A 12,852-nucleotide genomic window follows, 5' to 3' on the forward strand; every position below is an offset into this window, starting at 1 on the left:
TAAATTCGCATCTATTCAACTGATTAAAAAGCATAATCAAACTTAAATCGAAGAACTTTTTTCAAAAACAAAATAATCACTCAAGCTCCTTTTTTAATGCTTAATTGGTTTATTAAAGCAGGCTTATAGGTATTTTCCCTGATTATGTAGTCGGGTCTGTTTTTTGCGTGCATAAACAATTTGCCCAGGTACAAACCCAGTATTCCAAGAATAAATAATTGTAGCCCGCCCATAAAAGTGATCGTGATAATTAGCGAGGACCACCCGGATATCGTTTCACCTGAAAAATAGCGCACCAAAATATAAGGGATGTAAAAGAGAGATAATATGGAGATGCCAAGACCCATATAGATGGCAAAATGTAAGGGTTTGGCGCTAAACCCTGTAATACCGGTTAGGGCAAGGCGCAGCATCTTAATTGGTGAATACCCTGTTTTGCCATTAAGCCTTTTACCATGATCATATTCCAACACAATTTTATTGAAACCCATCCAGCTGATGAGCCCACGCAGAAATACATCTTTCTCCGGTAAGTATTTAATGATCTCCACTAATTTCCGGTCAATCAGCCGAAAATCGGGCGTATCAGCATCGATATTGCCTTCAGCCATCAGGTTGAGTGTTTTATAAAACAGTCTCGAAGTTATCTCTTTAAAGTACCCCGCCTGTTGTTTTCCTTTTCGTCTTTTACACAGCACCACTTCATAGCCGTTTTCCCATTTTTCAATCATATCGGCAATTAATTCCGGCGGGTTTTGAAGATCGGCATCAATACAAATCACTGCGTCTCCTTTGGCATGATCATAACCCGCGCGCAGCGCTTTCTGCTGCCCGAAATTCCGGGAAAAATCAATCAAATAAAGATTACCATAACTAAGTGCCAGCTCGGCTACAATAGCCGCTGTATTATCTGTGCTGCCGTCATTAATTATAATAACTTCAAACTCATGCCTGATGGGCTGAAGTACTTTAAATAAGGAAATTAACAGTGCACCAATGTTTGAAGCTTCATTGAATGCCGGGATAATGATTGAAATAGTTGCCATACGTTTACCTTTGGTTTATTATACATTCATTAATAATTACACGGCCTAACCAACCCAGTGATTAAGTAAAAATTCCTGAAAAAAGGTGATCTGAACTATGGCAAACCACACATAAGTAATGATAAAATAGTAGCGTAAATGCGGATAGTATTTTATGATAAAAAACGAAAAGAAAAAAAGAAAGTAATAAAGCACCATCTCGTAGTATCGAAACACCCCTGTTAGGTATATACCCAAAACTAATAAAATGACGAGTGCAGATACTTCGCGCCATTGTGGCGCGAAATGCTTATACAACCAGTGCAGAAATACAATGGCAAACGGGGTGCATAAGAGATGCCTGTTTATACTCCATATATTGGCGCCCTCCTCAAGATTAAATGTGAAGAAAACATCAAGCAGTGTAGTACCCGCCAAAATAAAGGCTGAATAAACTACCTGTGCAGTTACCCCATTTTGATATGTGTTAACATCCCTCCCCTTAAATACTTTACCGATCGTCCACTTTAAACAATGATATATAGCCACTACACCTATAATAACAGCAATGCCATCAATAGCCATTATCCTTTCCGGGCTATAGGTACTTAAAGGTAGTTTAGGAAATATCCAATGCCTTTTCCAGTATTTTTGTACTTCTAAAAAATAAAACCATTTTCCTGTTTGAAAGTATTGGATAAAAGCCGCAGTTAAAAAACCACCAAAACTTGCGGCACAACTATACAGCGCTTCGGCCCATGCTTTTTTATTTAATGGCTTAAACCCGTGCATTACTACTGTGGTTAATAATACCGCAGGGATAAATAATATGGAAACCGACCGTACTAACGACGCGAAATAGAACCCCACAAGTTTTTTCATCAGCGAACCGGACCCATACCCCGTAAGTAATAAGGTGCCGAAGAAGAAAAACAATGCTTCTGAATATGGTAATCCAAAAAAGATGAACGACGGTATAGCCAGCAAAAACAAGTAAAAAACCGGACTGATTTTTTCTTGCTTAATTAATAGCATGAATGCCCCTGCAAATAAGCACAAATTAAAAATGCTGATCAGCGCAGGCGAAAATTGAGTTGCCCGCCATATAATAGAAAATAACGGAAAGAAAGCCATATTACAGGTACGAAAAGGCACAAACTGGTAGCCATCTTTCTTTATAATGTAATACCAATAGGCATCCCAGCGAAGCAGGTTATCATTATTGGGCATAGTGCCGATAATATGGTAATGATGCAATACATAATAGCCGACAATTACCAGCATAATATGAGCGGCTATAATGGCGAAAGCTTTCAAATTCATAGTGTATGTGATAGGTATGAGGTTTAGGTTATTGCTTAATATTACAATCCGAACTTTCGTGGAAAATAAGAAAGGCTCAGCATAAAAAACTGCTGTAACCTGCTTATCCTGCCTATGCTTATCGTATTGGCCGATACATTATTATCAATAGCAGTATTCTGGTTAAGTATATCATTGGCCGACACTTTAATTTCAAATAATTCACTTTTAGTGAACCTGTAAGCAACGTTCGCATTCCAGATTATATAAGAAGCTTCAGGAATATTATTATTACCACCCCTCAGTTGATAATCAACGTACGACATGAGTTTTACACGTTTTGGCCAACCTAAAACGAGTTGTATGCTCGTTCCGTTAGAAAAACTTTGATAATCGGGTTGCCCCTTTATAGCAGTTTGATAATGGTTATAATAATTTGCCAGCTGAATATTCAAAAGCTGATTCCAGGTATATGCCATATTAAGCCCTGCTGAAAACACACTGGATATAGAATTAGTAATTACACTGTTAACATAAAATGGCCTTTTATTGCGATTAAAGGCAACGTTGGTCATTATGGTGATAAGATTCTTCCTGAACATTACAGGTTTTTCAAAACCGGCACTCAAATTAATATATTGATAGCCGTTAACATTCACCGGGAACACAATTCGCTGCCCCCTGTCATTGTAATAACTACTATCTGAAATATAACCCTGTGTTTTTGACGTTTTAACGGTAATATTTATACGTGCCGCGTTAGCATGTTCCTGTGCCCAGGTATAATTTGCTCCCGCATCATGCGTATTACTCGCTTTCAGGTTCAGATTGCCGAAATTATAATACCATTGCTGAGCACTGTCTACCAGCGGAGCCAGCTGCCAGATGGATGGCAGCTCGGTATATTTTCGGTATTGTATATTTAACCGGTGTTCAAAGCGCCCGGTTTGATGGTTAACCATATTTATAGTAAGCTCGGGGATAAAGGCAGTATACTGTTTATGAATATTTTGAAAAGCTTTCAGCGATTCATTATCCTGTACCGAAAACTGTCCTTGCGCTAATAAACTTACATTTAACAGTTTATAATACCTGCCCGCATACGACTTGTTGAAACCCCTTGTTAGCTTTAAAGCGGGTTTGTTTACCATCAAATCCATGTCGCTCCTATTGGTCAGATAATTATTTTGAGGGAGTAACTATTTGTTTGCATATCAAAATCGCTTACGGCTACATCTTCTTGTTTTTGCTGATAGTAAAGCTGGTTTTGCACAAAGAATTTTGTGCGGGTACGTAATTTCAACAGGGCATTTAAAGATGTAAATTCGGCATATAACTTATGGGCTGAGGTTTTTGTGTCGCGTTGGGTTTTACGATTAAAATAGGTAGCCGTATCGGCATTGTTAAAAGGCTGAAATTCGTTCTTGTACCAACCATCTGAATTTGAGCGGTTACGATCGTAATTATAATCAATATAAAAATCCTCTTTTGACGAATGCGAGGTTTTACGGGTATCGCCTCTATGCGCGTACGAAATGCCCGCATTAAAATTGTTGCTTACAACACGTTGATTATTATCTGAAAAATTTTTGCTCAGCAACCCGGCTGATGAACTGCTAATAGTAGCGTTCTCAAAAGACTTGTATAAGTCATTATTATACCTTACATCCACATTTATATCTATCTGGTTAAAAATAGAATCGGCATAAGTTACATTACCGGTTTCGCGGTTGCTATACCCTGAATTACGGGTTGTTTTGGCCGATTGTCTTAACAATACACTATCAGTCAATAGTGTTGAAACATCGTACAATTCATTATTTTTAAAGTTGTTGTTACCTGCAATAATTTCAGCCCGGCTTTTTAACCGTTTGTTCCAGTCGGTATTATAAATCAGGCCACCCGATTTCATTTCGGTTAAGCCCTGCTGCCTGAAACCCGGTTCGTTAAATGTTGAAAATGTTGCGCCCGAACGGTATGAACTGTTAACCATCATTTCTTGTACGCTTAAAGCAGCCTTATTTATATTATTTAAATTACCTGCAACGCTTAATTGCGACTTTGGGGAAAATCCAGCCAGCATCAAATCGCCCTGATACTTTTTATCAGTACCTACCCCACCCCCAACTTTGCCAAACACACCCGACTTTTTTCCTTTTTTAAGGGCGATATTCAGTGTTACTGTTTGTGCCGAATCCCGCTCTTCCGTGCTTTTATCCTTTATAACCTGTATCTTATCAACCACTCCTTTTGGCAGGTTATCTGTAGCTATCCGTGCATCGCCCGAAAAAAATATTTTTCCTTCTACCATCACCTGGCTCACCTTTTTTCCGTTTACTGTTATTTTACCGTCGCCCCATATAATTACCCCCGGAAGCCTCTTTAACAAGTCGCCTACTACGGCATTTTTTTCGGTGGAGAAAGCGTCAGCGTTAAACTCCAGCGTATCGCCGCGCATTACCATTGGCGGTGGTTTTATAATCACTTCATCTAAAAGCTGATTTGATTCTGTCATCAAAATTTTCCCAAAGTCGATCATTGCCTGCGATGCACTTAACCTGAACTGTTTTTTATATGGTTTAAAGCCTATGTATGATACTGTTAATATCAAACCGGTATCAAGCGGTAAGCCACCTATATTAAACCGCCCCCTGCTATCGTTAAACTGGTACTTTACTACCGAACTATCTTTTTGCCTGTAAAAACTAATAGTAGCCTGGGCCAGGTTGTTCAAAGTTGCCGAATCTTTTACCCAACCACTCACTGTACCTTTTTGAGCTGGCTGCACCACCTGTGCTAAACCGTTATTTAGCCAACAGCAAAAAACGCAGCAGCAGGCTACCACTAAGCCATATTTACTTAATGCTGCTATTGGCATTGCTGATATACTCATTCGTATAGTTCAGGTATTCGTCTATTTGGGCTGAATATTCTTTAATAGGCACAAATATTTTGGTCACCCGCATATCTGGCGTTAGCACGAACATAAACGGAAAATTCTTGTTCTCGATAGATAAGCCTAAACGCGTTTCGGGTAGGTTATATATTTTGAACGGGCGTTTAAACCGTGTGACTTTGATCAGATAATCTCTTTCAGAATATGAATCTGTAATTACTAAGATATCTTTATACTTAGTTTGCTTTCGTAGTTTTTCAACATGCGTAAGTAAAGTATCCACGCACATTTCGCAATCCATAAAAGAATAACGTACAATTAATGTGTAACGACCATTGGTCAGTTTCTTCAGTGTAAATTCTTTCTCTAACGAATCAATTAAGGGCGTTTCTTTGGGAATAGACTTATCATCATCATACATAAAAGGGACATAGTTATCCCACATCTCGGCTTTCGTGCCGTTCAAAAAATCATCTGATACGGTTTTTGTGGTCGCCTTAACAGCTTTCGCTTTATTAGTCTTTCTCATAAAACCAACCACCGCCATGCCAGTTGAAATGATTAATAGTATAAGGACGATATTTGTAAAAAAATTATTTTTCATTATTGATAAAATTAAATACTGATATAGTTCCAATTGTAAACTAAATCCCGGCTGTAAATACACAGGCCCGCAATAACAAGGATAACAATAGCTAAAGCAAGCTTAAATATTTGGCCTTTGTGGTTTATTAATTGAATTACATATTGGTAACCAACAGGAACTAAAATAAGTAGTAAACCCAATGTAGGAAGATACATGTACCTATCGGCCATTATTGCCGGGCGCGATAATGGAATTATCTGCAAACACAAAGCCAGGTGCGCCAAAAAGAAACCAATACCAAACGCGTACAAGCGTTTGTTTATTGACTGCCGTAAGTACCGCCATGCAGCTGTTGCCAAAACAATAAATGCCGGTATAAATGTGTAATATACCCATGGCAACGTTTCGTTGGGCTTTATTGGGTACGAATAGTGATAATGAAGATCTACCGGTAAAATAAAGTTAAAGCAATAAAAGCACAGGCAATAAAAGGCAAATACAATACGCTGGTAAAACGGATATTTCGAAATAGGCGTGGCCAGCCCGATAGCAGTTTTTAGCGCTATTAGTGTAACTATACCAAATATAATTGCAACAATAATAAAAGGCGATAAAACGAACATATACTGTTTGAGCGTTAATAGCGATAATTTTTTAATACAAATGAGGTAGATAATTAAGATTACCGGTAATACCACTGCTTGCTCCTTTACAAAACATGATAATATAAAAGCTATAACACTCAGCCAGTAATTGGCTTTATTCCCCGTATCTACATAATTGATAAACGCCAGCATAGCCAACATATTAAAAAAGCTGAACAATGGTATCTTTGAAGCCGATATCCACACCACAGATTCTACATTGAGCGGATGAATAGCCCATATCACGCAACATATATAGGCTAACCTGGTTGCTGGCTGCACATTGAATCTGCCGAATAAACGCTTACTGATTTTATAAACCAGACCCGTATTTAAGATGTGGATCAAAAAACAAAACAGGTGAAACCAATAAGGATCGTAAGCATTGATTTGGTAGATGAAATAGTAGCAAAGAGTATTTAGCGGCGAATACTGCAACGAATTAAATGTGCCGAAAACTTTTGCAACATAAGCTATATTAAACTCCGCGGGATGAATTAGTTTGTGATTTAAAAGCATCCAATCATCATCAAACCATGCAAAACCGAGACTTGCAATAGGCTGGTAAACAAACACCAATACTAATATTATTACCGAGATAGCAGGTACATATCGTTTCATTATGAAATTATTGAATTTGCTTCATTAACTAAATAGCAAACAGCTATTAATAAGATAGCTATTTACTATTTAGCTTTACAATCCACTTATCACAGCACTTCTTAAACTTTAAAAATGAATGCTAAAACTTTATAGATATTAATTAGTACCTGTTCCGCTACCCCCTGTTCCAGGAGCACCTGTATTTGGAGCCGGGCCTGTAAAGTCTTTTTTGGGACATGCATGATAAACCCAGTCGGCGTTGATGCTTTTTGGGGTACATTTCTTTGTATTGTCTTGAGTTCCCTGGCATACAGTAATTTGTGCCGTTGTTGAAGAAGGAACCGTTTGACAGTTCCAATGATCAAACGTTCCGTTGACATATATTGGCGTACAACCGCTATTAGGGGAATTGGGATTTCCCGGTGGAGCAACGCAACTCCAACATGCGTCCACTTGATTTGTGGCTATTTGTCCCGACAATTCCGAGCCTGTATAAATACATTCGGTTGGCGGGGGAGGCGGCGGTGCTGAGAATTTGTTATTTCGAGCCAAAACACTTAATGCTACACTGGCAGTCAATAAGGCTACCAATCCAATGCCTGCGATTTTGTTTACTTTCATAAGGTTTGATTTTAAATTGTTTACTTCTGTTTAGGATATAACTGGATGATTATTGGATTGTCTCTATTGGAAATTGATTTCAGTAATTGTCTGACATTTAAAGGGAGTTGATTTTCTTGCATTTTTTTCATTTGCCAGCTGTACTTAACAAATTCAGCCGATGGAAGTGAAGTATAAATTGAAGTGGCATCTGCCGCATGAAGTGAACGCCCCAAGGGTAAAAAGTTCACATTTTTATTTGATGGCAGCTTAAATAATGGGGTTAAGGAATGGGAGTTTAAGTCGTAGGCGAATATTATAGAGGAAAGATTATATGAGAAAAAAGTAAAATACAACTGATGACCTACCTTATACATATCAGACAGCGTAAATATTTTATCCGGCTTTTGTTTTAAATAAGAAATCTTTTTACCACAATAACTCTTGTCGCTATTAAAATCGACTGGAAGGCTATACTTGTTTGGAAATACAAATTCATAAATCGGACGAATGCCATCTTGTTTGATTTCGTAAATCTTATAATCATAAGGCTGGCAAAAAAGCGTTGTTCCGTTACTCCTGTAGAAATTCTTTTTTGTATTAAGTACATCAGATTGTACCGTGATCGTTGTATCGTAAGGTAAATAACCTTGAATAAGCTTGGAGTTTTTGTATAATAAAAGATTATGGAAATTAAAATCTGTCGTACTTAAAAAGTCTCCCTCCTTTTTTAATTGACTAAATGATCTGTATAGGGCAATTTCATTTTTATCAATTAAAGCCATATCCCAAAATGCCAATGGTACCTTTTGAGTTTCAACTAACTGCCCATCATAAGTGTAACGATGTATTTCATTTTGAATAGTTGAATCTCTAACTAAAATTTGTTCATTGCTATCGTCTATTTCAAAATTTGTAAGGGTATGGCTAACCAAAATTTTGTTTTGAAACTTTCCATTCTTTGAAAAAACAAGAATGGAATTAGTGCTTTTATCGAGGATAATTAGTTTGTCCTTTGTAACCTCAAGTTACTGTATTGAACTAAATAAACTTTTATCGTTGGTTTCTAACGCAATATATTTTACGCTATCAAAAATCTGACGAGATGATGATAATGTATCTTCACTGTAAATTCCACCAACAGGGTCAATATTAATCCTTAACACGTTTGATGTATCGGTAATCTCTCTGCCGCTATTTGACTGACAAGAAAAAAAGAAAATTGAAATAAAACCAAGAAAAGCCGAAAGGCTAAAAGACGTGTTTCTCATGTGATAGGTAGATTTAGGTTTAAATCTGACAGGTTTTATCCTGCTTTAGCAAATGTAGTATTTTATTAAATAAAAAGAAAAAATTGTTTTTCTTTTTAAGAAAGTGTAGTATTGTTACACCTTGAGCCTAATCTATCATGTTAAAAATTCGCTATCGCTTAGTTTATACCGTTGGTCTATTATTTACTTCGATAATTTGCAATGCCCAGCAAATATTTAAGGGTACTGTGATTAATAAACAATCAAACAAACCTGTTCCATTTATTACTGTAAAATTACTTAAAGAACAAATAGCGGTTAGTGCCGCAGAAGATGGCTCATTCCAATTGACATCTAACCAACACATTGATAATGATACATTGCAATTTAGCAGTGTGGGTTATATTACTTATAAAATTCCTATAAGAACATTTATGCCCAATAGTGAAGTCAGAATAGAAGAAGATACTTTTTTCTTAAATGAGATTAAGGTCTCGTCAAAAAAAAGAAGATACAAAACCTCTACACTTAACGATTTTTTCGGGCCTGACATTCATTATACCCAGGCTCACTTTGACAGTTATTATCAGGTCGCCCGTAAATTCATCGGTAAAAAAGAATTCGGCAAATTAAAAGAGATCCGCTTAGCAAGATACATTGACAAAAAGCAAAAGAATATAAAAACAAAGTTCAGGCTAAGGGTATATGATGTCAATCCTGCAACTGGCGGTCCGGGTCAGGATATTTGTCACGAGGTAATTGAAGTACAGAATGACGATAATACTTTTATAGAAACAAATGTTACGAAATACAACATAGTAATACCAAAAAAGGAATTTTTTATAGCCGTAGAATGGCTGTATATACCTTATAATGAATACTGTGGCTACAATTTAATACCTGTTAGAAATGAAAGTGTTATAATTGGTTATAAAGAACAATACTCAACCCTTTTTCAACCTTCATTACGTCAAGTTCCTAACGATAGAGATAAACGAGATCGACAGACATGGTTATTAGATATTAATCAACCCTGGACCAATACATGGTTTAGAAGTTGGATTGGACTTACCGGCGAATTAGCATTGTCTGCCAAAGTAGATTATTAATAAGGGAAGAACATGAAAATTTTACAAATAATAACCTTTTTATTTTTACCTCTTATAAGTACAGGTCAAGTAACTCTAATGAAGGGGGAAGTAAAAGACAGCCAGGATAGCTCAAAAATTGCCTATGCGACCGTTAGTTTATTAAATGCAAACAGGGCGGTTAGCACAGAAACTACAGGCTTATTTCAGTTGCTTGTTCCAAAGTATTCACAAATAGATACACTATTGGTAAGTGCATTAGGTTACAAAACAATACTTATACCCGTCTCTATATTTGAGAAAAATCCAACGATAATTTTAGAAAAAAAAGCACATCAATCTACTTTTAAAAAGTATACAAAAAGCAAACAGAAAGAAATATTAAATAAATTTAATGCAAGCGAGACAAATTTTTATGTTGGTTTAAGTAAATACAGGCACAATTTTAATTATTTACAAATTGCACAAAAGTTAAAATTGAAGCATAAACAGGCTCAATTATCAAGCGTAAATATAGAACGGTTGGTCTATAGCGAATATCCAAATCTTTTCACACCAAAAGTACGGTTTCGAATACGGATTTATGATATTGACCCTACAACATTAGGTCCAGGTGCCGAACTCACCTATAAAAGTATCGTAATTAATGAGAGTGGTGATAAGGATATGATAAAGGTTAACTTATCAGACTATGATATACAAATCCCAAGTGATTGCTTTTTTGTTGCCGTTGAATGGCTAAGAATTGCTTATAACGAGTGTGAAAGCCATGCATTTTCGAGTAAAGATTACAGTGTTACAACGTCAGTGCGTTACAAAAGTGTTATTGATTATTTACCTCCTATTGGCATGTCATCAAAAAAAGGGGACGAAATTAATACGTGGGCCTTAAACTTCAGAAATCAATGGGAGATTTATACTTATTTCGCTCCTGATCTCACTGATTTCGCTATTTCGGCCGAAGTTCAATAATTGACAAGGCTTATGAAAAGCATCTGTATAACTCTATTATTGCTTTCACTTTCTTTAATTGCTTTTGCCCAGCAAACGTATATAGGCACCGTCATCAACAGGCAAACTAAAGCGCCCATTCCATATATAACTATTAAGTTAACTAAAGAGAAAATAGCTACAGCTGCCGATGACAAAGGAGATTTTGAGCTGGTATCAACAAATGGTAGGACTAATGACACTTTATTACTTAGCGGAGTTGGCTATAAAGCCGTAAAGGTTCCGATACAAGGGTTCATCAACAACACTAAAATTGAACTAATAGAAGATGCTGTTTTTTTAAATGAAGTTAGGATATCTTCTAATAAAAGAAAGTTGATAAAAAAAGAACTTAATCCGTTCAAAACAAGCCAAGTTACCTTACCTGAACAACCTTTCGCAATGATGGCTCAAGCCGCTATTAAATTAAGCTCACCCGAAATTTTCAGCCTTTTAAAAACAGTAAAAATAAATCGACGTATAGGAGATTATGATACTTACACAAATACAGAAGCAAGATTTAGGATACATGTTTTTGACGTAGATTCTGTTACCGGTGGCCCGGGTGAAGATATTGTACATCAAATAATTGAAGTTTATGATAAAGATAAAAGAGAGATAGAAATAGATCTTACTCCATACAATATTGTTATACCGGGAAAAGATTTTTTTGTAGGTGTGGAATGGCTGTATATATCCGCAAATGAAAGCATAAGTGGAGGCTTAGGTCATGAATTTCATGGTCTTACCTATATGGATTATGAGGTACTTTACCATCCCATCATTCACAATATACGCTCCGATAAATCGGGTCAAAAAATTCATACATGGTATAAAGTTGCTCCTCGTTTACCTTGGGAATTTCTTGGTGCAAAAGGGAAAACTTTTTTTTGGAACATTGCCATCTCCGCTGAAATAGAATATTGATCCTTAATTATCGATAATGAAAAAGTATTTATTGTTCGTACTATTCTTAACATTCCACACCCCAATCATCTTGTTAGCCCAGGATCAACTATTACAGGGCGAAGTATACGATAAGGTCACGCATAAACCGTTGCATTTAGCAACGATAATTTTAATGAAGGCCGAAGTCGCTTGTAATACCACTATTGATGGGGTGTTCTCCTTACAATCACCCAAGGTGGATTTATCTGATACGCTTTGGGTATCCTGCGATGGCTACCAGCCTGCAAAAGTACCTATCAACCAGTTTGTTAATAATTGGGTAATCTCTCTTCAAAAAAACACTCTTAAAAAAAGGCCGAAAAGCCAAATAAAAACTAACAACAAAGTAGAACTTAATAATTTGAGTAATGAGCGACTTCGGCACTTTACCGGTATAGAGCGATGGCTTGAACCGTTTAACTATATACAACTTGCTCAAAAATTTAATGCGCCGTCAGTAAATAGTAAACTAAAAAAAATTACTGTCCAATTATATATTAGTCTCTACCAGCCAATGCATGATAGTTGCATGTTTCGCGTCCATGTTTATGATATGGATAAATCAACTGAAGGACCAGGCGCAGAATTAACAGAAGAAGGGATATTAGTTAAATCATATGCAAGAATAAATGTAAAGGTTAATATTCCAGACATCCACATTTCGGGCAAAAACTTTTTTGTATCCATTGAATGGCTCAGGATACCTTTTAATCGAGCAGATATTCAAAATGAAATATATGTACCTCGAGATAGAGGTTCTTTTAAAAATAAAATGTTTAAGCCAATTATTGGCATGTCTAACAAAAAAGGAGAATTCATTAACACCTGGGCTATGAATTTTAAACACGAATGGCAGTTGTATACGTACTTTGTGCCCTATCTCACTGATTTCGCCATTTCTGCTGAGGTGGAATATTAAC

12 protein-coding genes and 1 pseudogene are annotated in these 12,852 nt (G+C 36.5%); 4 read left to right on the plus strand and 9 right to left on the minus strand.

The window, feature by feature from the left end:
* Positions 1-80: 80 nt before the first annotated feature.
* From ABD894_RS15930 to ABD894_RS15970, 9 genes and pseudogenes are all read right to left on the minus strand, one after another.
* Positions 81-1,046 (minus strand): glycosyltransferase family 2 protein, encoded by a 966-nt coding sequence (locus ABD894_RS15930; protein WP_345212055.1) that lies wholly within the window; start codon positions 1,044-1,046, stop codon positions 81-83.
* Between the two features lie 45 nt (positions 1,047-1,091).
* A complete protein-coding gene (locus tag ABD894_RS15935; protein ID WP_345212056.1) occupies positions 1,092-2,348 on the minus strand; it encodes a hypothetical protein in 1,257 nt (418 codons plus the stop codon).
* A gap of 41 nt (positions 2,349-2,389) precedes the next feature.
* The gene (locus ABD894_RS15940) at positions 2,390-3,487 is read right to left on the minus strand and encodes an outer membrane beta-barrel protein (RefSeq protein ID WP_345212057.1); all 1,098 of its coding nucleotides are present in this window, start codon (positions 3,485-3,487) and stop codon (positions 2,390-2,392) included.
* Positions 3,488-3,501: 14 nt separating this feature from the next.
* Entirely contained in the window at positions 3,502-5,220 is a 1,719-nt protein-coding gene (locus ABD894_RS15945) for a hypothetical protein (protein WP_345212058.1), read from the minus strand.
* Positions 5,183-5,752: a hypothetical protein gene (locus ABD894_RS15950; RefSeq protein WP_345212059.1), complete on the minus strand. Its 570-nt coding sequence runs from the start codon at positions 5,750-5,752 to the stop codon at positions 5,183-5,185. The genes ABD894_RS15945 and ABD894_RS15950 overlap by 38 nt, the downstream gene beginning before the upstream one ends.
* Positions 5,753-5,838: 86 nt before the next feature.
* Positions 5,839-7,074, minus strand: coding sequence for a hypothetical protein (locus ABD894_RS15955; RefSeq protein ID WP_345212060.1), 1,236 nt, complete (start codon positions 7,072-7,074; stop codon positions 5,839-5,841).
* A gap of 138 nt (positions 7,075-7,212) precedes the next feature.
* Positions 7,213-7,677: a hypothetical protein gene (locus tag ABD894_RS15960; RefSeq protein WP_345212061.1), complete on the minus strand. Its 465-nt coding sequence runs from the start codon at positions 7,675-7,677 to the stop codon at positions 7,213-7,215.
* Between the two features lie 20 nt (positions 7,678-7,697).
* Positions 7,698-8,669 (minus strand): annotated as a pseudogene (locus ABD894_RS15965) (6-bladed beta-propeller); the annotation flags it as partial.
* Between the two features lie 15 nt (positions 8,670-8,684).
* Entirely contained in the window at positions 8,685-8,927 is a 243-nt protein-coding gene (locus tag ABD894_RS15970; RefSeq protein ID WP_345212062.1) for a hypothetical protein, read from the minus strand.
* 137 nt (positions 8,928-9,064) lie between these two features.
* Between ABD894_RS15970 and ABD894_RS15975 the strand changes: the two genes are divergently transcribed.
* The 4 genes from ABD894_RS15975 to ABD894_RS15990 are packed head-to-tail and all read left to right on the plus strand — an operon-like array spanning position 9,065 to position 12,851.
* Positions 9,065-10,015, plus strand: a complete 951-nt coding sequence (locus ABD894_RS15975) for a carboxypeptidase-like regulatory domain-containing protein (RefSeq protein ID WP_345212063.1) — start codon at positions 9,065-9,067, stop codon at positions 10,013-10,015.
* Between the two features lie 12 nt (positions 10,016-10,027).
* A complete protein-coding gene (locus ABD894_RS15980) occupies positions 10,028-10,966 on the plus strand; it encodes a carboxypeptidase-like regulatory domain-containing protein (RefSeq protein ID WP_345212064.1) in 939 nt (312 codons plus the stop codon).
* 12 nt (positions 10,967-10,978) lie between these two features.
* Positions 10,979-11,911, plus strand: coding sequence for a carboxypeptidase-like regulatory domain-containing protein (locus ABD894_RS15985; RefSeq protein WP_345212065.1), 933 nt, complete (start codon positions 10,979-10,981; stop codon positions 11,909-11,911).
* A 16-nt stretch (positions 11,912-11,927) separates the two neighbouring features.
* Positions 11,928-12,851 (plus strand): peptidase associated/transthyretin-like domain-containing protein, encoded by a 924-nt coding sequence (locus tag ABD894_RS15990; RefSeq protein WP_345212066.1) that lies wholly within the window; start codon positions 11,928-11,930, stop codon positions 12,849-12,851.
* The last annotated feature ends 1 nt before the right edge of the window (position 12,852 follow it).

Origin of the sequence: Mucilaginibacter gynuensis (genome assembly GCF_039541195.1) — a bacterium.
GTDB classification, from domain to species: Bacteria; Bacteroidota; Bacteroidia; order Sphingobacteriales; family Sphingobacteriaceae; genus Mucilaginibacter; species Mucilaginibacter gynuensis.